The sequence below is a fragment of the Actinomadura sp. NPDC048021 genome, assembly GCF_040653135.1.
Lineage (GTDB): Bacteria > Actinomycetota > Actinomycetes > Streptosporangiales > Streptosporangiaceae > Spirillospora > Spirillospora verrucosospora.
In genome coordinates this window covers 367,935-387,981 of the sequence record NZ_JBEZJQ010000001.1, presented here as the reverse complement: position 1 = coordinate 387,981, position 20,047 = coordinate 367,935, and the positions used below count along the sequence as shown (strand labels likewise).

Sequence of the window (20,047 nt, the reverse complement as noted above, 5' to 3'; positions counted from 1 at the left end):
ACGGACGCGATGATAGATAACCTTCGACCATGGGGCTTGATCTGTACTCGGACGTCGCGGACCTGACGGCGGCGGTCGTCGACATCGAGTCGGTGAGCGGCGGGGAGGAACCCCTGGCCGGGGCCGTCGAGGAGGCGCTGCGCGCGCTGCCGCACCTGGCGGTGGAGCGCGTCGGCAACAACGTCGTCGCGCGCACCGATCTCGGACGGGCCGAACGGGTCGTGCTGGCCGGGCACCTCGACACCGTCCCGCTGAACGGCAACCTCCCGTCCCGCGTGGAGGGCGACCGGCTCTACGGCTGCGGCACCACCGACATGAAGAGCGGCGTCGCGGTCGCGCTGCGGCTCGCCGCGACCGTCGCCCGGCCCAGCCGCGACGTCACCTACGTCTTCTACGACTGCGAGGAGGTCGAGGCCGCGCGCAACGGGCTGCGGCACCTCGCGCAGGCACGGCCGGAGCTGCTCGCGGGCGACTTCGCGGTGCTGATGGAGCCGACCGGCGGGCTGATCGAGGGCGGCTGCCAGGGCACGATGCGCGTCGAGGTCACCGCGACGGGGGAGCGGGCGCACAGCGCGCGCGCCTGGATGGGGTCGAACGCGATCCACTCGGCGGGAGCGATCCTGGACGTCCTGCGCGCCTACGAGCCGTCCCGCCCGGTCGTGGACGGGCTGGAGTACCACGAGGGCCTGAACGCGGTGTTCATCTCGGGAGGCGTCGCCGGGAACGTCATCCCGGACGAGTGCGTCGTCACCGTGAATTATCGGTTCGCGCCCGACAAGTCCCTCGCCGACGCGGAGGCGTACCTGCGAAAAACCTTCGCCGGCTTCCAGGTGACGGTCACCGACGGCGCGTCGGCCGCCCGCCCGGGGCTGCACCACCCGGCCGCCGCCGCGTTCGCCGCGGCGAGCGGCGCGGAGGTCCGCGCGAAGCTCGGCTGGACGGACGTCGCCCGCTTCGCCGAGCTCGGCGTCCCGGCCGTCAACTACGGCCCCGGCGAGCCGACCCTCGCGCACACGCGGGACGAGTACGTCGAGATCCCTCTCATCGCCGAGTGCGAGCAACGAATGCGCACGTGGCTGGAGGGTCCCATTACCGTGGCCTCATGACATCGGAAGTGAATTCCCGCTCGCGCCGGCAGGGGCCGGCCATGCTGCGGGGGAGGGCCGTCCCCCCGACCACGACCGACCAGCGGCTCCTGGACGGCCGCGGCCCGGTCGACTGGGTGCACGCCGACCCGTGGCGGGTGCTGCGGATCCAGGCGGAGTTCGTCGAGGGCTTCGGCCTCCTCGCCGAGCTGCCGAAGGCCGTCAGCGTCTTCGGCAGCGCCCGCACCAAGCCGGACTCGCCCGAGTACGAGCTCGCGGTCGACATCGGCGCCCGCCTGCACGAGGCCGGCTACGCCGTGATCACCGGCGGCGGGCCGGGGATCATGGAGGCGGCCAACAAGGGCTGCGACGAGAACGGGGGCCTGTCGGTCGGCCTCGGCATCGAGCTGCCGTTCGAGCAGAAGCTGAACGACTACCTCGACATCGGCCTGGAGTTCCGGTACTTCTTCGTCCGCAAGACGATGTTCGTGAAGTACTCGCAGGCCTTCGTCGTCCTGCCGGGCGGCTTCGGGACGCTGGACGAGCTGTTCGAGGCGATCACCCTCGTCCAGACCAAGAAGATCACCCGGTTCCCGATCGTGCTGGTCGGCACGAGGTTCTGGGGCGGCCTGCTCGACTGGGTCAAGGAGTCGATGCTGACCTCCGGCAAGATCTCGCCGCAGGACATCGACCTGATCCACCTCACCGACGACCCCGAGGAGGTCGTCCGGATCATCATCGAGGGCCACACCCGGGCCCAGCAGGAGATCATCGAGTCCCGCGCCGCCGCCGAGGCCGCGGAGACCGCCGGGGAGTAGCCCCCGTCCCGTGGACCTGCATGATCCCCCGATCATGCAGGTCCAGACGGTCTCCGCGTGCGGGGGGCGCTACCTGGGCGCCCGGTCCGTCCACTCGGCCGTGATCGCGGCGCCGCCGGGGACGGTGACCCGCGCGCCGTCCGCCGAGACGAAGAAGTCGGTGTCGGTGATGCGGGACGTCTTCGGATCGACGACCAGGTGCGCGTCCCCTCCTCCGCCGAAGGAGATCGACAGGCCCTGCCCGCCCTTGACCGCACCGAGGTCCTGGACGTTCGGATAGGCGGCGATCGCGCGGAAGGCGGCGGCGCGGACCTTCGGCGGGGCCGGGAGCTGGGAGACGAGGGAGAGCAGCCCGTCGAAGACGGAGCGCTCCCGCGCGGCGGCGTCGGGGCGGCCGGCACTGGTCTCGATGCCGCCGCGCTCCAACCCGGCGGCGATCCGCGCCTTCAGTGCGCCGGGAGAGCTCGGAAGGCTCTGGAGCTGGGCGAGGGTGACGCCGGGGCCGCCGAGCCGGAACGGGGCGGGACGGGTCAGCGGGACCACCTTGCCGCCCGTCTTCTCTCCCTTCCACCAGACCCGGCCGTCGCGCCCGGTCCAGCTCTCCAGCGAGGTACGGGCGCCGCCCTCGCGAGCGGTGGACACCGTCCTGACGTACCAGTACGCGCCGCCTCCCGCCGGCGTCTTCGCCGCGGTGGTGGCGGCCACGAGCAGGACCTGCCGGCCGGACGGGGCCGACGCCCCCGGGCCCCCGTCAGGCTTCCGGGCCCCTCCGGTGCCGACGGCGCCGATCGCCACCGCGGCGGCCGCCGCGGCGATCGCGGTGCTCGCCGCGGCGAGGAGGAGGGGGCGCCGCCTGGAGGGGCGGCGCGGAGCCTGCTCGGCCGATCGAAGGTCCTGCTGGATCTCGCTCATCACGAACTCCTGGAGTCGTTGGCGGCGGTCGCCCGGCAGATCCCGCTCCGCCGGCACCGGCAGCAGCCGGGCCAGCTCCTCACGCTCGTCCGGGTTCGGCTGGATCGGTGTGGAATTCATCGGGTCTTCTCCTGAGCGGACCGGACCGCGATCTCGCGGTCACCCTCTTGCTGTCCGTGGCCGGAAGGCGGTTCCCGGTCTTCTGCGGGCGGCCGGGCGCCTCCGGTGGTGAGGCCGTCGAGCTTCCTGCGGGCGCGCGACAGCCGGGAGCGCACCGTGCCGACCGGCACGCCGAGCGCTTCGGCGGCCTCGGCGTAGCCGAGCCCCGACCAGACGCACAGCGCCAGCACCTCGCGCTCGGGCTCGCGCAGCGCCGCCAGCGCCGCGCGCATCAGGGCGAGCCGCTCGCGATCGTCGATGCGGCCCGCGGCCTCGTCGGTGAAGTCCGGGACCGTGTCGCTCCTCGGAAGCCGCGCCAGCGCGCCGTCGTGCCGCCTGGCCGCGCGGCGCACGTTGCGGGCGACGTTGGTGGCGATGCCCAGCAGCCAGGGACGCAGCGACCCCTCCGCCTCGACGTCGACCCTCTCGCGAAGGCGCCATGACTCCAGGAAGGTCAGGGACACCACGTCCTCCGCCGTCGCCCAGTTCCCCGTCAGGCGGAAGGCGTGGTTGTAGACCGAGCGCACCTGTTCGTCGAACAGTTCTCTGAACGCATCCGGATCCCCGGCGTGAACCCGGGTACGCAAACTCATCTCCACATGCGGGGACTGTTCGCCGGAACGTTCAGGTTCCCGTGACCTGCGTCACACGACACGGCCGGTCCGGGCTTCATCCACTGGCGATCACGGCTGCCGGGGTCACGATCGCGAGCACGACCTGTCCCGTGACCAGGATCGGGTGGATTCGCCGGGTCGCCGTCCAGGAGGAGCGGAGGATCAGGGCGGTGACGCCGGCCGCGGCGCTGGCCCAGAAGGACCACCACGCGATGGGCATGAGGATGCCGGAGGCCGGATCGCACTGCTCCCCGTAGGTGAGGCACCGGCCGTACTCGGGTGTCGCGAGCACGCAGATCCAGGCGAGCGCGGTGGCGGGGAGCAGCAGGGCGAGCGCGATCGCCGCGGCCACGCGCCAGCCCGAGCGCTTCCGGGAGACGGCAGCGGTGTTCTCTGTGGTCACGACTTCAGTGAACAGCCCCCCGGACGCTTGATCGATCCGTGCGGCTACTCAGGTCCGTCCGGTGCGGTACTCAGCGGGGGGCGTCGCGCCCAGCGGACTGTTGACGGCGGGTGCCGGTGCCGATAGGAAGAGGGCTTTGTGTCGTGCGCCGGAGGGTGTTGCGGCCGACCGGAAGTGGGGCGCGGAGCGGGATGCCGGGGTTGCGGCGAGCGGGGCTGTTCGGAGTGGTGCCGCTGGTGGCGATCGCCGTCGCCGTGTTCGCCTGGTACCGGCTCAGCGACACCGGCAGGGACTGGCGCTACCGGGACGCGCTCGCCGGCTTCTGCCAGGGGCTCGTCCCCGAGGCCGAGTCCGCCGTCCTCACCGGCCACGAGGCGAGCGGTCTCGGACGCGACGAGCACATCGCGGACGACGCCCTGCGATGGGAGCGGTGCACGGTCGCCGACCTCAGCCTCACCATCGGCGACGTCGCCGACACGCTGGACAACACCGGCGCTCCCGGAGCGTTCTTCACCCGGCTGCACCGCGGCTCCGGCGAACTGCCGGTGGCGCTGGGCGGCGGCTGGGAGGGCTACACCGATCTGCGCAACACCGCCGTGGTGCTGCCCTGTGCCAACCGGCCCGCGTCCGTCCTGGTGTCCGCGGCCTCACAGGAGACGCTCGCGGATCCCGCGAAGGCGCATCAGGTGGCCCGGCTCGTCACCGCCACCGCGGTGCGGGCCGCCCGCCACTACGGCTGCGCCGCCAGACCCGGCGGCCCGGTGCCGCCCGTGCCGAGGCCGACCGGGGAGACGGCCCCCGAGAACGCCGGCGGCACCTGCGCGGGCATCCCGGTCGCCACCGCCGTGGACCGGGGCGAGGTCAACTGGATCAAGTGGACGGACGGCGGGGGGAGCGCGCCGGTCGAGGAGTGCGTGCTCGGCAAGACCGTGGCCTTCTCCGCGGCGGCGTACCACTTCCAGGCGAACTACGGCCCGTACGCGCAGAGGCTGCGGACCACCCGGTACGACGGCGGGCACGGCGGCCGCTACGGCCTGAAGGCCGATTCCGGCCTCGACACCCACAGCGCCTGGGCCACGGCACGCTGCCCGGGGCACACCGCGCGGGCGCTGTTCCTGGTCGACGCGACCGAGTACGCCGCCCCGACGAAGTCGTTCCTGCGGGCCGCACTGCGCGCCTTCGCCGGGCGCGCCGTCGAGCGGCACGGCTGCACGGACCTCCGGCCGCCGCGCTGAACGGCCGGGTCAGCTCTTGTCGCGGGCAGCGCGGATCATGTCGCGGACGCGGTCGGTCACCGCGGCGAGCGGCCCGGCGAGCATGTTCCTGGTCGCGGACTCCACTCCGGGATGCGGGCGCGTGGGCGCGGTGGCCTCCGCCGCGCGGACGGCGGCGGCGAAGCCCCTGAGCTGGGCGGGGCTCAGCTCGTCCTTGAGCCGGTCGAACTCGTAGCGCTCCTCGGCGCGGGCATGGGTCAGCACGTCCACGCGAAGCTTGTCGAGCGACTTGAGGAAGCGCGGATCGCCGGGGTCCATGCCGTCCAGCTCGGCGAGCAGCTCCTTGGCCTCGCGCTCCTCGGCCAGCCGGTCGTCCACGATGCCGTCGCCGCCGGGCAGGCGCCGGGCCACGGGGTGGACGATCTCCTCCTCGGCGGTCTCATGGATCGCCAGCAGCTTGACCAGCTGCCGGAAGGCGTCCCTGCGCTCGGCGCCCTCGGAGTTCATGACCTCGTCGAACAGGTCCCTGATCCGGCCGTGCTGCGCGCGCAGCAGGTCGACGACGTCCTCGGTGGTCCCGGTGTTGGCGGGTGTGGTCCGCATGGCCTCTCTCGCTTTCTCGCTCGGCCGCGGCCTGGTGCGGAGCGCCGAACGGCGCGGTGGGTGGGCGATGCGGCGGGCCGTACCCAGGGAGGGAGGCCCCATACCGGTGGCTCTGGCTTCTTCCCGCCGGGCTTCGGTCAACGCCGGACCAATCTTGGAATCGGACGGTGCCGGGAGGTGCGGGACGGATCGCTTCGGGTACGCGCCCCGGGCGTCAGCCCGAACCGCCCCGCACAGGAAGGGAGGAGCCTGGTGGCCTTCAACCCGCTCGAACACCGCGGCATCCCGCTGGACGACCAGCTGCGCAACTGGGCGCAGCTGGACGTGGCACCCGTCGACCCCGACAAGTCCGATCCCTACACCAAGTGCCGCATCATCGCGATGAACGGCATCGAGGTGGAGGCGATCATGTTCAGCCACCACTTCAACCGCATCTGCCCCGACCTGGAGGTCAAGCGGCAGCTGGCCCAGGTCCGCAACATCGAGCAGCAGCAGCAGAAGGTGGTCAACTGGCTGCTGCCCGGCCAGGCGTCGGTGCTGGAGACCACCATCAGCTACGAGCAGGTCGCGGTCGACCTGACCGGCTGGGTCGCCCGCCAGGAGCCCGACCCCTACCTGAAGCAGGCCTACCAGTTCGGGCTGCTGGAGGACTTCGACCACCTGTACCGGTACGCCAACCTGTACGAGATGATCGAGCACCGCCGGGCCGAGAAGATCGTCGACCAGCTCACCGAGGTGATGCCGGGACGGCCCGGCCACCTCCAGCACCGCCACCCCTTCGACAACGTCCGCGAGCCCTACGACCGCGAGGCGGCCGCGCCGATCTCCAAGCTGCACGCGCTGACGATCATGGCGGCCGAGCAGCAGACGATGAACTTCTACATGAACGTCGGCCCCATGTACATGGAGCCCATCGCGCGGCAGCTCTACCAGGACATCGGCCTCATCGAAGAGGAGCACGTCACCCACTACGAGTCGCTGGTCGACCCCGGGGAGACCTGGTGGGAGCGCCTCGTCAACCACGAGTACAACGAGTGCTACCTGTACTACTCGTTCATGCAGACCGAGTCCGACCCGCGCGTCAAGGACATCTGGGAGCTGCACCTGAACATGGAGCTGGAGCACCTGCGGATCGCCTGCGACCTGATGCGCCGCCACGACGGCCGCGACCCCGAGAGCATCCTCGCCCCCATGCTTCCCGAGCCGGTCACCTTCGAGCCGAACAAGCAGTACGTGCGCGAACTGCTCGCCACGCAGATCGACTACACGACCCTCGGCACCGGCTACGTCCAGGAGGCGCACCGCCGCTTCGAGGAGTACCAGGACAAGATCAACGCCGAGCGGCCGCCGCAGGAGCGCGTCATCGACGAGCACCGCGCCAAGTTCGGCGACGAGTACCGCCTGGAGACCGACGGGCCCCACCCGGTCGGGCGCCTCCGCGACAAGCCCGCCGGCTGACCGCCCGCCGCGCCCCCGCCCGCCCCAGCCCGCGTCCCGCCGCCTTCGGTCGTGACGCGGCCATTCGAGCGCGGGAATTGTGGCACGGTCCACCGCCGGATGGCCGTAATCGGTCACATGGCGCCCTTCGCGATGTGCTGGGGTTGGGGGGAAGGACGCCGTAAGCGAATGCTGACCGGCGTGCGGCTTTCGATGGCGGTAGGAGGCTGCGATGGGTGTGCGGTACAGCCTGTACGACTTCGGAATTCAACAGGACCCGTATCCGGTCTACGCGCAGTTGAGGGAGGACGCGCCGGTCTACAGAAATGACGAGGAGGATTTCTTCGTCCTGTCGCGGCACGCGGACGTGACCGCGGCATTCCGGGACTTCCGGCGCTTCTCCAGCGCGAACGGGATCCTGCTGGAGCCGTCGGTGTGGGGGCCGGAGGCGCGGACGCACGCGTCGTTCCTCGCGATGGACCCGCCCGAGCACACCCGGATGCGCGGGCTCGTGGCGAAGGCGTTCACCCCGCGCCGCGTCGCCGCGCTCGAGCGACGGGTCCGCGGCATCGCGCGCGGCCACCTGGACCGGGCGCTGGACGGCGCGGGCCCGGGCGGCGCGGAACTGGACCTCGTGGCCGACTACGCGGCGCTGCTGCCGATGGACGTCATCTCCGAGCTGGTCGGCGTCCCGGAGTCCGACCGCGGCGAGCTGCGGCGGCTGGCCGACGCGATCGTCCACCACCAGCAGGGCGTCCGGGACGTGACCGAGGCGGGCCGCGGGGCGATCTCGGCCCTGGTGGGCTACTTCCACGGTCTGCTCGCCGAGCGCCGGGCGCGGCGCCGCGACGACCTGGCGTCGGCGCTGCTGGACGCCGCCGACGGCGACGACCACCTGACCGAGGCCGAGATCATGGGGGTGCTGTTCATCCTGATCGCGGCCGGGAACGAGACGGCCACCCACCTGATCTCGAACGCCTGGCACTGCGCCTGGCGGCATCTGGACCGGCCGTCCGGGGCGTTCGGGCGGATCGGCGACTGGATCGAGGAGACGCTGCGGCTGGAGGCCCCGGCGCAGGCCGACGGGCGGACGGTGACCGCGGAGTTCACGCTGCACGGCGTGACCGTCCCGGCCGGGGCCCGCATGCTGCTGGTGATCGGCGCGGCGAACCGCGACCCGCGCGCCTTCGCCGATCCCGACCGCTTCGACCTGGACCGCGACACCAACGCCAAGATCAGTTTCGGGTCGGGGCGGCACTACTGCATCGGCGCGCACCTGGCCCGGCTGCAGGCCCGGGTCGCCCTGGAGGAGCTCGCGGCCCGCACCGGCGACTACGACATCGACGAGGCCCGGGCCCGGCGGGTCAACTCGCCGTACGTGCGCGGGTTCGCCGAGCTGCCGACCATGATCGTTCGCGGGGCGGGATGAGGGCGGGGGACCGGTCAGGGCTTGCGGGCGACGGCCCCGATGAAGTGGCACCACCGCGGGTCCGGCGCCGGCCCCGCGGGGCGCGGGCGGCCCCACTGCGGGACCCACACGACGCCGGGGTCGAGGATCTCCAGCCCGGCGAAGCAGCGGGCCACCTCCTCGGGGCCGCGCGAGTAGATCGGCAGTTTCGACCTGCGGTACACGGCCCGGGAGTGCTCGGTGTCGCCGGGGTCCATGCCGCCGTCGTAGCCGTGGGAGATCACCACGTGGCTGCCGGAGGGCAGCCGGCGGGCGAGGCGCCCGACGAGCCCGGCGGGGTCGTCATCGTCGTGCACGAAGTGCAGGACGGCCACCAGCAGCAGGCCGACGGGCTCGCCGAAGTCGATCAGCTCGTTCAGCCGGGGGTCGGCCAGCAGCTCCTCGGGGCGGCGCAGGTCGCCCTCGACGACCGCGACGCTGGGGCTGCCCTCCAGCAGGGCGCGGCCGTGCGCGAGCACCACGGGATCGTGGTCGACGTAGACCACGCGGGCGTCCGGAGCGGCGTCGCGGGCGATCTCGTGGACGTTGCCCTGCGTGGGCAGGCCGGTCCCGACGTCGATGAACTGCCGGATGCCGGCCTGCGCCGCCAGGTGGCGGACGGCGCGGGTCAGGAAGTCGCGGTTGGCGCGGGCCGCGGCGGGGGCGTCGGGCACCGTCTTCATGATCTCCTCGGCGGCCGCGCGGTCGACGGCGTAGTTGTCCTTGCCGCCGAGGAAGTAGTCGTAGATGCGGGCGGGGGAGGCCTGGAGGGTGTCGATGGCCAGGTCGGCGGCCCGGTCCGCGGGCAGCGGCACCAGCACGGGGCGGGGCCGGTAGTCCACCCCCGGGTCGTCGCGGCCGATCTGGCCGGCCGTCCGCCGGAGGGCGGGCCCTGGCCCGCCCGGCGCCAGCAGGTCCTCCGCCTCCTCGTACAGGCGGAGCGCCTCGTGCTTGCGCCCGGCCCGGTGCAGCGCGAGCATCAGCATGCTCCGCAGGTGCTCGTTCGCCGGCTCCTGCGCGACCCAGCCGCGCGCGGGCCCGATGAGTTCGCGGTGCCGGCCCTGGGAGAGCCGCACCTCGGCTAACTCCTCGCGCACCTGGCCGCGCTCGCCGACGAGGGCCCGCCGGGTCGCGTCCATGGCGCCGGCGGCGGGCAGGTCGCCCAGCGGCTCCCCGCCCCACAGCCCCAGCGCGCGCTCGTAGCCGGCGATCGCCGCGGCGGCGTCGGAGGCGCGCAGCCGCCGTGCGCGGGCGGCGAGCGACCGGAACCGGGTCAGGTCGAGTTCGTCGTCCTCGTCCAGGACGAGCCGGTACCCGCCGTTCTCGGTGACGAGCCGGCCGGGCGGGAGCGAGAGCCGCGCGGCGCCGACGGCCCGGGTGAGCGCCGCGGCCGGATCCGGCACGCCGGAGGGGGCGGCGAGCCGCTCGACGAGCACGTCGGCCGGGACGGGGCGGCCCTCCTCGATCAGCAGCGTCACCAGCAGCCCGCGGGCGCCGGAGTGGGGCACGGCGATGGATTCGCCGCTCTCCGCCCGGATGCCCAGCCTCTTGCGCAGAATACGGAATTCCACCGTGCGCCTCGCTTCATCCCCGGATACAGCGACGCAGAGAGAGTAATGCAGGCGGCCTTTTCCGGTGCGCGCCGGCCCGGCCGTGCCGGATCACGCTTGCACATCGGACGATTCTTGGCTTCCGTCTTGACTCGATGTGGTAATGCCGTCAACACCGGCCGTGCGACCGAACATGATCTGGTGATCACTGGTGTCCGGTAAAGCCCGGCGCCGGACACCTCCGGAACAGCGGATTCAGCCGCCGTCGCGGTAGCGCGGGTTGGTGGCGTGCCATTCGAAGCCGCCGCCCATCCAGGCCCGCAGCCCGCGCAGGAACCGCTGCAGCTCGGGGGACGGGACGCCCGCGAGCTCCCGGTGCCCGGCCTCGAAGTCGCGGACGAGGTCGTTGTGCAGGCGCACGGCGGTCTCGGTCGCCTCCTCCACCGAGCAGCCCCGGTCCGCGGCGATCAGCAGCACCAGGTTGCAGACGGGGTTCTCGTCGGCGGCGTCCTTGGCCACCGAGTGCAGGTCGTTGACGATCACGCTCGCCGTCCCCGCCCGGAAGGCGGCGCGGCGGACGCGCGGGTCGTAGTACAGGTGGGCCGGGACCTCGTAGCCGCCGACGACGTCGATGAGCGTCATCGAGGTGTAGAAGCTGTCGTGCTGGCGCGCCGCCAGGTACTCCCAGGCGGGCGGGTGCTCGCCGGTCTCGCGCCAGGCCGCGTAGGCCGTCCAGCTCACGAACATGGCGAAGGTGGAGTAGCAGATCCGCTGGACCTGCACGGCGGACGCGTGGCGCTTCAGGTGGCCGACCGCCGAGCCGAGCATCCGCAGAACGACGTCGCCCTCCACGGCCTCGTCCAGCGGCGGGGTGAACTCGCCGGCGGACGGCACCGGGTCCATCGCCGACATCACCAGCGTGAGGCGCTGCGGCAGCCGCGCGGGCACGGCGCCGAGGGCGGTGTCGTCGGCGTAGTAGTCGTCGGCCGCCCACCATCCGGCGTTCAGCTGCGCGGCGACGAGCAGGGCGTCCGGGTCGTCGGTGTCGGGGTGGGCGAGGGTGACGAGGCGCCCGAAGGCCGCCTTGCCCAGCGCGTCGAGCTCGTGCTCGTCGAACCCGCGGTCGCTCGCCCAGGAGGCCAGCCGGGCGTCGACCTCGGCGGCGAGGACGTCGTTGGCGCGCTCGGGCAGAGGGCAGTAGAGCGGAGAGTGCGAGCCGTCGCCCCAGTCGCGCTCGACGTAGCCGGGCCCGCCGCCGCCGACCGGACGCGGATGCCTCCCGGCCAGGAGGTCGCCGTAGGGGACCTCCCGGCTGGGACGCGCCGCGGCGATCAGCGACGGCAGGGCCGCCGCCTCGGTGCCCGGCCCGGACGGCCGCGCCAGCCGGGGTTCCGCGGCCGAGCCGTAGGGGGCGCGCCGGCCGCTGCACCCGTGGTGCCTCGTTTCCATGGTCTGCTCACCTGCCTCCGCCCGAAGGCGACCGGTCCGGGTCAACGGGTTCAGATGCGGTCGGCGGCGATGAGCAGGTACTGGAAGCTGCCGTCGCGGTAAGCCTCCAGGAAGGCGCTCTCGATGCCGGTCGCCACCGACGACTTCTCGCGCAGCTCCCAGTACGGGATGGTGTCGGCGGTCAGGTCGACCACGGTGACGGGGACGAGCCGGTTGGCCGCCATGGCGCGGAAGTAGGCGCTGCGCGGGTGGATGTCGCACACGTAGTGGGCGTTGATGGTCGACACCGCCCGGGACGGCAGCCCGTAGACGTCGTTGTAGCAGCCGGTGATGGTGACGTACCGGCCGCCGCGGGCCAGCAGCCGGGAGTGCGCCGCGAACAGGTCGTCCAGCACGGTGTACATGGTCGACTCGTTGTTCCAGATCGCCTGGAAGGCGCCCGCCTCGAAACCCGTGTCGAGCATGTTCTTGAAGTGGAACCGGACCTTGTCGGACACGCCGCGCTCGGCGGCCTGCCCGTTGGCGAAGTCCACCTGGGCCTGGGAGATCGACACCCCGTCGACCTGGCAGCCGAAGGCGGCGTTGGCCATGATGCTGGAGCCGCCGCGGCCGGAGCCCGCGTCCATCAGGCGGTGGTCGGGCCGGATGTCGCCGAGGTGTTCGAGCAGGAACCGGGCCTGGGCGTTCTCCAGCCGGTGCAGCTCGGCGATGACCGCCTCCTCGCGGGCGTCCTCCGGGGTCTCCAGGACCGACCAGTCCACCTCGCCGATGCCGTAGTGGTGGTGGTAGATCCCCGACACGTCGCCGAGCCGCAGGTTGACCGGGTTGCGCTCGGTGTTCCAGTAGGTGGCGACGTCGTGCTGGTAGACGCTGGCGATGGCCGTCATGAACGCTTTCCTCCACGGGGACGGTGGCTCGGGATCACGGGTTGAAAGCTAACGGTGACCGTCCGTGTCCGAAAGGGCGCTCTTCAGCACAGAAGGAAGACACCTCCGTTAGGGGAATGTTCCACCGCGGACACTCCTGCCCGCCCGGCGCCGCGCGCCCGGCGGGCTCCGTGGTAGCGGACGGGCCCGCGGCTATCCGAGGAGGGCGCGGGGCTCGGGATCCGGGCGGCGCGGGTTGCTGACCGCCAGGTAGAGCAGGACCATGCCGACGATCTGGGCGAGGTGGTAGACCGAGGTCGGGTCCAGTGCGACGCCGCGGGTGACGCTCGGGTCGATCGCCTTGGTCGCGGCGGCCGCCCCGCTGGCGACCAGCGCGACGAGCACCGGGCCGGCCATCGGGTGGCGGCGCCGGGCCGCCCGGCCCCAGAGCGCGAGGATGCACGCCATCGTCAGGCCCTCGCAGGCGAGCAGGGCGCCGACCCCGGCGTGCCCGGTCACCGCGAGGACGGCGTAGGCGCCGATCCCGACCGAGCGCAGCAGCCAGAACGTCCTGCCGTGGTGCGGGCCGAGCACCTCCGCGACGGTGGCCGCCAGCAGGTAGGACACCGCGACGACGACCATGGCGCTGATCACGGCCCAGCTCGGCCCCGACCACCGCGCCGAGTACTTGATCAGCCCGTGGTGGACGGACCCCGCGAGCGCCGCGCTCCCGGCCCACCAGAAGGCCGTGCGCCAGTGCCGATGCGGCGCGGGGAACCGTCCCAGCCGGACCGCGAGCGCCACCACGACCAGCCCGAGCGCGAGGTCGCTCAGCGCGGGCGCGGGTTCGGCGAGCATGATTCGCACGCTACCCGCATGACACGCGTGAACTCCTCGACCGCCGGCGTGCCGGGGGCCTGTGAACTGCGCATGAGGGGCGGAGCCGCGGGTAGCCCCGCCTTGTGAACGCCGACCTGGTCGAGGACGGCCCCTACCGGTTCCGGATCGAGCCGACCGGCGCCATGCGCGTGCCCGGCGTGGTGTTCGCGTCGCGGGAACTGCTCGCGCCCGCCGAGAACGCGATCGGGCAGGTCGCCCACGTCGCCGCGCTCCCGGGGGTGGTGGAGGCCTCCTACGCGATGCCGGACATCCACCTGGGATACGGCTTCCCGATCGGCGGCGTGGCGGCGACCGACCCGGCGGAGGGCGGCGTGGTCTCGCCCGGCGGCGTCGGGTTCGACATCTCGTGCGGCGTCCGGCTGCTGGCGGCGGACGTCGACGCCTCCGGCCTCGCCCCCGTCCTGCGGGACCTGATGGACGGCCTCGACCCCGTCATCCCGCGCGGCATGGGCAAGGGCGCGGTGTGGAGCCTGCCGGGACGGCGGGAGCTGACCGGCATCCTCACCGGGGGAGCGCGGTACGCGGTCGAGCGGGGCCACGGGGACGAGCGCGACCTGCGCCGCTGCGAGGACGCGGGGGCGGTCGCCGACGCCGACCCCGGCCAGGTGGGCGAGCGCGCGGTGGAGCGCGGCGCCCGGCAGGTCGGCAGCCTCGGCTCGGGCAACCACTTCCTGGAGGTGCAGCGGGTCGCGGAGATCTACGACGCGGACGTGGCCGGGGCGTTCGGGCTGCGGCCGGGACAGGTCTGCGTCATGATCCACTGCGGGTCGCGCGGGCTCGGCCACCAGATCTGCACCGACCACGTCCGGGCGATGGAGGCGGCGATGCCGCGGCACGGGATCGAGGTCCCGGACCGGCAGCTCGCCTGCGCCCCGGTCGACTCCGCCGAGGGCCGCGCCTACCTGGGCGCGATGGCGGCGGCGGCCAACTACGGCCGCGCCAACCGGCAGCTGCTCGCCCAGGCGGCGCGCCGGGTGTTCCGGCGGGTCGCGGGCGCCCGGCTCGACCTCGTCTACGACGTCTCGCACAACCTGGCCAAGATCGAGGAGCACGTGGTGGACGGCGAGCGGCGGCGGCTGTGCGTGCACCGCAAGGGGGCCACCCGCGCGCTGCCGCCCGGCCACCCCGAGCTGCCTCCCGACCTGCGCGCGGCCGGCCAGCCGGTGCTGATCCCCGGGACCATGGGAACGTCGTCCTACGTCCTCACGGGCGTGCCGGGCGGGCCCGCGTTCGCGTCCACGTGCCACGGCGCGGGACGGGTGCAGAGCCGCCACCAGGCCGCGCGCGGCGTCGACGGGAGGCGATTGCGGGCGGCGCTGGAGGAGCGGGGCATCGCGGTGCGTCCGTCGTCGTGGCGCGGTCTGGCCGAGGAGGCGCCGGACGCCTACAAGGACGTGTCCGCCGTGGTCGAGGCCGGCGAGGGGGCGGGGCTCTGCCGCAAGGTCGCCCGCCTCGTGCCGCTGGGCGTCGTGAAGGGCTGACCGGCCGGTCGCGGCGTGGCGGGCGCCCGGCGCGGCGCCCGTCACACGTCGATCGTCACGGCGCAGGACCAGCCGCGGGCGTCGCGGCCGAACCGCAGGTCGTGCAGCGACACCGCCTTCGGCACGGCGCCCGTCCCCACCGCCTCCGCCGCGTCCCCGGTCGCCAGCCGGGCGGTGAGCCCGCCGTCCGGCGCCCCCGCGAGCGCGGCGTCCAGGACCACGGCGCCGTCGACCTCCAGGCGGTAGATCACCTCGTCCAGGACGGCGACGAGCAGGTCCGCGTCCGGGCCCGGCGGCACGTCCACCCGGACGCCGCCGGACGGGCGGACGCCGGAGACGTCGGCGAACGACTCCACGAGCCCGGCCACCGCCTCGGCGACGCAGCGCTCCCGCGTCGGCCCCCACGCCTCGATCCGCAGGTCGGCGGGGTGGGGGACGCCCCGGTGCCCGCTCGCGCCCGCCATGGCCGGACGGCTACCCGGCTCCGGTCACGGGAAACCGGCCGGGCCCCTGCGGCGGGCGGCCGGGAGCGCCGGAGGCCCCCGAAAGATCATCTGCGGCCCCGGCCTGCGGCATGACGTCGCAAAATCGCGCGCGGCGCGGCGCCCGCCGCGCGGAGGGCGGGAACGGTGCCCTCTGGAGGTGGAGCGTGGACAGGAGCGCGAGAGCGAAGGCGTGCGCGGCGGCGCTGGCGGGGGCGATGGCGGGAGGAATGACGCTCGCCGGGTGCAGCGGGGGGTCCGAGAACGCCGGGCGGGCCGGGAACCCGGGTCCGGCGTCGGTGCGGACGTCGGCGCCGGTGCCGGAGTCCGGGTCGGACCTGCAGCAGCAGTACGTGAAGGTCGTGGACGCCGTCCTGCCGTCGGTGGTGAAGATCCAGACCGACCAGGGGGAGGGGTCGGGCGTCGTGTTCGACGCGCAGGGCGACATCGTCACCAACGCGCACGTGGTCGCGGGGGCGAAGAAGATCCAGGTCACCTCGTCCGGCGGCGGCTCCCCGATGAACGCCTCCCTGGTCGGCGAGTTCGCCGCCGACGACCTGGCCGTCGTCAAGGTCGCCGGCGCGTCGCTGAAACCGGCGTCGTGGGGCGAGTCGAGCACGGCGCAGGTCGGGCAGATCGTGCTGGCGATGGGCAACCCGCTCGGCCTCTCCGGAAGCGTGACGAACGGGATCGTCTCCGCGCTGCACCGGACGGTGTCGACCAAGGGCGAGGGGGCCTTCCAGGGCTCGACCATCGCCGACGCCATCCAGACGAGCGCGGACATCAACCCGGGCAACAGCGGCGGCGCCCTGGTCACGCTGGACGGCCAGGTGATCGGCATCCCGACCGCGGCGGCCTCCGACCCGCAGATCGGCGCCGCGGCGCCCGGCATCGGGTTCGCGACGCCGAGCGACACGGTCAAGCGGATCGTCCCGCAGCTCATCGAGTCGGGGAAGGTGTCGAACTCCGGCCGGGCCGCGCTCGGCGTGGCGGTGCGCACGATCGTCGACCCGCAGACCGGCCGGCGGACGGCGGTCGCCGTCGTGGAGGTGCAGAAGGGCGGCGGGGCCGCCAAGGCGGGGATCCGGCCGGGCGACCTGATCCTCGCGGTGAACGGCACCGCGACGCCCGACCAGACGGCGCTGACCACCGTCCTCGCGAACCTCAGGCCCGGCCAGACGGTGAAGGTCGAGATCCAGAAGCCGGACGGCTCGAAGAAGCAGGTCCAGGTGACGCTCGGCCAGCTGCCCGGAGGCGGTTGAGCCCCTTAGGCCCGGACCGCCAGCACCACCCGTCCCCAACGGGTTGACGGTGGCCTGTACGCGAGTACAGTGTACAAGCGTACAGGCTACTGAACATGCGTACAGGGGGTGGGGATGGCGACGCGGGAGCGGGCCGACGACCTGACCGGGCGCGCCCGGATCAGGGACGCGGCCCTGCTGGAGTTCGCCGAGCACGGCGTGAAGGGCGCCACGATCCGGGGCATCGCGAAGGCCGCCGGCGTGTCGCCCGCCCTCGTCCAGCACCACTACGGCACCAAGGAGGCGCTGCGCGCCGCGTGCGACGAGCACGTGATCGAGGTGATCCGCGAGACCAAGCAGGAGGCCCTGAACGGCGGGATGGCGAGCCCGAGCTTCCTCGCGATCGCCATGCGGACGGCCCTGCCGGTCCAGCGCTACCTGGCCCGCGCCCTGACCGACGGGTCGGCCGCCGCGTCCGTGCTCTTCGCCGAGGCGATCGCGTTCAGCGAGGAGATGCTCGAACGCGGCGCGCCCGGCATGGCCGCGCCGAACACCGACGACCTGCACGGCTACGCGACCGTCCTGACCGGCATGAGCTTCGGCGTGATCGTCCTGCACCAGCACATGTCCAGGGCCCTCGGCGGCGACGTCCTCCTGGGCGACGGCTACCCCCGCATGGCGCTGGCGATGCTGGACGTCCTCGACGACCGGCTCCTGTCGCCCGAGCTGGTGGCGCAGACGCGCGCCGCCCTGAAGAACCTGCCCGCCCCCGGCGGGCGACCCCTCGACGAGGAGGACCGGTGACCACGAACACGCCCCCCATAGCCCTCTCCGGCCTGGTCAAGAAGTTCGGCCGGACCCGCGCGCTGGACGGCCTGGACCTGACCGTCCGGCCCGGAGAGGTGCACGGCTTCCTCGGCCCGAACGGCGCCGGGAAGTCCACCACCATCCGCATCCTGCTCGGCCTTCTGCGCGCCGACGGCGGCACCGCCCGCCTGCTCGGCGGCGACCCGTGGCGGGACGCGACCGAACTGCACCGCCGGCTCGCCTACGTCCCCGGCGACGTGACGCTGTGGCCGAACCTGTCCGGCGGCGAGGTGATCGACCTGCTCGGCCGGATGCGCGGCGGCGTGAACGCGCGCCGCAAGGCCGAGCTCCTCGACCGGTTCGAGCTCGACCCGCGCAAGAAGGGCCGTGCCTACTCCAAGGGCAACCGGCAGAAGGTCGGGCTCATCGCCGCGCTCGCCTCCGACGCCGAGCTGCTGCTGCTCGACGAGCCCACCTCCGGGCTGGACCCCCTCATGGAGGAGGTCTTCCAGGAGTGCGTCCGGGAGGAGCGCCGCGACGGCCGCACCGTGCTGCTGTCCAGCCACATCCTGTCCGAGGTCGAGGCGCTCTGCGACCGGGTGACGATCATCCGCAAGGGCGTCGCGGTGGAGTCGGGGACGCTGGACGAGCTGCGGCACCTGACCCGGACGTCCATCGACGCGGAGCTGGCCTCGCCGCCGGACGGCCTGCCGCTGCCCGGCGCGCACGACGTCCGCATCGACGGCAACAAGATCCGCTTCGAGGTGGACACCCCCGAACTGGACGCGGCGCTGCGGCAGCTCACCGAGGTCGGCGTGCGGAGCCTGAGCAGCCGCCCGCCGACGCTGGAGGAGCTGTTCCTGCGCCACTACAAGGACGAGCTCGCCCAGGCGGCCCCGGAGGCCGCGCGATGAGCACGACGGTCCACGAACCGCGGGCGGCCGCGCCGTCCCGCGCCACGCCCCTGCGGTCGCTCACCGGGACCGGCGGGCTGATCAGGCTGATCCTGCGCCGCGACCGGTTCCTGCTGCCGTCCTGGGTGATCGTGCTGGCGCTGATCCCGATGAACTTCGTGGCGGCCACCGACAGCCTCTACCCGACGGCCGCCGAGCGCCTCAAGTACGCGCAGACCACGGGGAACAACCCGACGTTCCTCGCCCTGTACGGGCCGCTGTACGACACGAGCCTCGGCGCGATCATCGCCCAGCGCTCCGGGTTCATCCCGGTGATCGTGGCGCTGATCAGCGTGCTCACCGTCGTCCGGCACACCCGGACCGAGGAGGAGGCGGGCCGCCGCGAGCTGCTCGGCGCCACCGTCACCGGGCGCGGCGCCGGCCTGGCCGCGGCGCTGGCCGTGACCATGGCGGCGAACCTCGTCCTCGCCGCCCTGCTGACCGCCGGCATGACGGCGCAGGGCCTGCCGCTCGCGGGCTCGCTGGTGTTCGGCCTGCAACTGGCCGCCGCGGGATGCGTCTTCGCCGCCCTCGCGGGCGTCACCGCCCAGCTCAGCGAGGGCGCGGGCGCCGCCAGGGGCATGGCGATCGCCGCCGTCGGCGCCGCGTTCGTGGTCCGGATGGCCGCCGACGTCGGCGGCGCCGGCAACGGGCTGTCGTGGCTGGGCTGGCTGTCCCCGCTCGGATGGGAGAACCGCCTGCGCGCCTACGGCGGGGAGCGCTGGTGGACGCTCCTGCCGATCGCCGCGCTCACGGCCGCCCTGGTCGCCGCCGCGGGCCTGCTGTCGGCGCGCAGGGACGTGGGCGCGGGCGTGCTGCCGCCCAGGCTCGGCCCCGCGGACGCGTCGCGCCCGCTCTCGGGGCCCCTCGGCCTCGGCTGGCGGCTCCAGAGCCGCGCCCTCTACGGCTGGCTCGCCGGGTTCGCCGCGCTCGGCGTCGTGTACGGCGCGGTGGCGGGCGGCGTCGGCGACATGGTCAAGGACAACCCCGAGCTGGAGAAGATCTTCACCCGGCTCGGCGGGCAGGGCGGGATCACCGACGCCTACTTCGCCTCGATCATGAGCATGCTCGGCCTGATCGCCGCCGCCTACGCGGTCTCGGCCACGCTGCGGCTGCGCACCGAGGAGACGGGCCAGCGCGCCGAGCCGGTGCTCGCCACCCCCGTCGGGCGGCTGCGGTGGGCGTCCGGCCACCTGGCCTTCGCGCTGCTCGGCCCGGTCGCGGGGCTCGGCGTCGCGGGCCTGGCCGCCGGGCTGGCGCACGGCGTCGACACCGGCGACCCCGGCCGCGAGGTCCCGCGCGTCCTGCTCGCCGCGCTCGCGCAGCTTCCCGCCGTGTGGCTGGTCGGGGCGATCGCGCTCGCGCTGTTCGGCCTCGCGCCGAGGTTCACCGGCGGCGCCTGGGCCGCGGTCGGGGTCTTCGCGGTCGTGACGCTGTTCGGAGCCGGGCTCGACCTGAGCCAGTGGGCCCTGGACGTCTCGCCGTTCACCCACGTCCCGAAACTGCCGGGGCACGACGTCACCGCCGCGCCGCTGCTCTGGCTGCTGGCGATCGCGGCCGTCCTGTCCGCCCTCGGCCTCCTCGGCTTCCGCCGCCGCGACCTCTCCACGGCATGACCCCGGCGCC

General features: G+C 73.6%; 19 protein-coding genes. 10 read left to right on the top strand and 9 right to left on the bottom strand.

Annotation, left to right across the window (positions count from 1 at the left end):
• Positions 1-29: 29 nt before the first annotated feature.
• The gene (gene dapE, locus AB0C87_RS01855; RefSeq protein WP_360576048.1) at positions 30-1,106 is read left to right on the top strand and encodes a succinyl-diaminopimelate desuccinylase; all 1,077 of its coding nucleotides are present in this window, start codon (positions 30-32) and stop codon (positions 1,104-1,106) included.
• A complete protein-coding gene (locus AB0C87_RS01850) occupies positions 1,103-1,903 on the top strand; it encodes a TIGR00730 family Rossman fold protein (protein WP_360576046.1) in 801 nt (266 codons plus the stop codon). Before dapE ends, AB0C87_RS01850 begins: the two co-directional genes overlap by 4 nt.
• A 69-nt stretch (positions 1,904-1,972) precedes the next feature.
• Here AB0C87_RS01850 and AB0C87_RS01845 read toward each other — a convergent pair whose 3' ends face one another.
• The 3 genes from AB0C87_RS01845 to AB0C87_RS01835 form a co-directional block, all read right to left on the bottom strand.
• Positions 1,973-2,935: a CU044_5270 family protein gene (locus AB0C87_RS01845; RefSeq protein WP_345179983.1), complete on the bottom strand. Its 963-nt coding sequence runs from the start codon at positions 2,933-2,935 to the stop codon at positions 1,973-1,975.
• Positions 2,932-3,567 carry an RNA polymerase sigma factor gene (locus AB0C87_RS01840; RefSeq protein WP_345179985.1) on the bottom strand — a complete coding sequence of 212 codons (636 nt, stop codon included), beginning with the start codon at positions 3,565-3,567 and terminating at the stop codon, positions 2,932-2,934. The genes AB0C87_RS01845 and AB0C87_RS01840 overlap by 4 nt, the downstream gene beginning before the upstream one ends.
• Positions 3,568-3,643: 76 nt before the next feature.
• Positions 3,644-3,991, bottom strand: coding sequence for a hypothetical protein (locus AB0C87_RS01835; protein WP_353832396.1), 348 nt, complete (start codon positions 3,989-3,991; stop codon positions 3,644-3,646).
• Between the two features lie 191 nt (positions 3,992-4,182).
• Between AB0C87_RS01835 and AB0C87_RS01830 the strand changes: the two genes are divergently transcribed.
• Entirely contained in the window at positions 4,183-5,226 is a 1,044-nt protein-coding gene (locus AB0C87_RS01830; protein WP_345179989.1) for a hypothetical protein, read from the top strand.
• A 9-nt stretch (positions 5,227-5,235) separates the two neighbouring features.
• Here AB0C87_RS01830 and AB0C87_RS01825 read toward each other — a convergent pair whose 3' ends face one another.
• Positions 5,236-5,808, bottom strand: a complete 573-nt coding sequence (locus AB0C87_RS01825) for a hemerythrin domain-containing protein (protein ID WP_360576043.1) — start codon at positions 5,806-5,808, stop codon at positions 5,236-5,238.
• Positions 5,809-6,060: 252 nt separating this feature from the next.
• Here AB0C87_RS01825 and AB0C87_RS01820 point away from each other — a divergent pair, with 252 nt between their 5' ends.
• The gene (locus AB0C87_RS01820; protein WP_360576041.1) at positions 6,061-7,266 is read left to right on the top strand and encodes a hypothetical protein; all 1,206 of its coding nucleotides are present in this window, start codon (positions 6,061-6,063) and stop codon (positions 7,264-7,266) included.
• Positions 7,267-7,477: 211 nt separating this feature from the next.
• Complete coding sequence (locus tag AB0C87_RS01815) at positions 7,478-8,674, top strand: cytochrome P450 (RefSeq protein WP_360576039.1); 1,197 nt, start codon at positions 7,478-7,480, stop codon at positions 8,672-8,674.
• Between the two features lie 14 nt (positions 8,675-8,688).
• On the opposite strand, the gene AB0C87_RS01810 is transcribed toward AB0C87_RS01815, so the two are convergent.
• The 4 genes from AB0C87_RS01810 to AB0C87_RS01795 all read right to left on the bottom strand — a co-directional run bounded on the left by AB0C87_RS01810 (position 8,689) and on the right by AB0C87_RS01795 (position 13,415).
• A complete protein-coding gene (locus AB0C87_RS01810) occupies positions 8,689-10,263 on the bottom strand; it encodes an SAM-dependent methyltransferase (RefSeq protein WP_360576037.1) in 1,575 nt (524 codons plus the stop codon).
• Between the two features lie 234 nt (positions 10,264-10,497).
• A complete protein-coding gene (locus AB0C87_RS01805; RefSeq protein ID WP_360576035.1) occupies positions 10,498-11,691 on the bottom strand; it encodes a family 2 encapsulin nanocompartment cargo protein terpene cyclase in 1,194 nt (397 codons plus the stop codon).
• A 50-nt stretch (positions 11,692-11,741) separates the two neighbouring features.
• Complete coding sequence (locus AB0C87_RS01800) at positions 11,742-12,578, bottom strand: geranyl diphosphate 2-C-methyltransferase (protein ID WP_179843744.1); 837 nt, start codon at positions 12,576-12,578, stop codon at positions 11,742-11,744.
• Positions 12,579-12,770: 192 nt separating this feature from the next.
• Positions 12,771-13,415 carry a hypothetical protein gene (locus AB0C87_RS01795; protein WP_360576033.1) on the bottom strand — a complete coding sequence of 215 codons (645 nt, stop codon included), beginning with the start codon at positions 13,413-13,415 and terminating at the stop codon, positions 12,771-12,773.
• Between the two features lie 104 nt (positions 13,416-13,519).
• Between AB0C87_RS01795 and AB0C87_RS01790 the strand changes: the two genes are divergently transcribed.
• The gene (locus AB0C87_RS01790) at positions 13,520-14,938 is read left to right on the top strand and encodes an RtcB family protein (protein WP_345180004.1); all 1,419 of its coding nucleotides are present in this window, start codon (positions 13,520-13,522) and stop codon (positions 14,936-14,938) included.
• Positions 14,939-14,979: 41 nt separating this feature from the next.
• Here the strand turns inward: AB0C87_RS01790 and AB0C87_RS01785 are convergent, their stop codons facing one another.
• Complete coding sequence (locus tag AB0C87_RS01785) at positions 14,980-15,402, bottom strand: archease (RefSeq protein ID WP_345180006.1); 423 nt, start codon at positions 15,400-15,402, stop codon at positions 14,980-14,982.
• Between the two features lie 185 nt (positions 15,403-15,587).
• Here AB0C87_RS01785 and AB0C87_RS01780 point away from each other — a divergent pair, with 185 nt between their 5' ends.
• From AB0C87_RS01780 to AB0C87_RS01765, 4 genes are all read left to right on the top strand, one after another.
• Positions 15,588-16,682, top strand: a complete 1,095-nt coding sequence (locus AB0C87_RS01780) for a trypsin-like peptidase domain-containing protein (protein WP_345180007.1) — start codon at positions 15,588-15,590, stop codon at positions 16,680-16,682.
• Between the two features lie 114 nt (positions 16,683-16,796).
• Entirely contained in the window at positions 16,797-17,465 is a 669-nt protein-coding gene (locus AB0C87_RS01775; RefSeq protein WP_345180008.1) for a TetR/AcrR family transcriptional regulator, read from the top strand.
• Positions 17,462-18,382: an ABC transporter ATP-binding protein gene (locus AB0C87_RS01770; protein ID WP_360576030.1), complete on the top strand. Its 921-nt coding sequence runs from the start codon at positions 17,462-17,464 to the stop codon at positions 18,380-18,382. Before AB0C87_RS01775 ends, AB0C87_RS01770 begins: the two co-directional genes overlap by 4 nt.
• Complete coding sequence (locus AB0C87_RS01765; protein WP_360576028.1) at positions 18,379-20,037, top strand: ABC transporter permease; 1,659 nt, start codon at positions 18,379-18,381, stop codon at positions 20,035-20,037. Before AB0C87_RS01770 ends, AB0C87_RS01765 begins: the two co-directional genes overlap by 4 nt.
• Positions 20,038-20,047 lie beyond the last annotated feature (10 nt).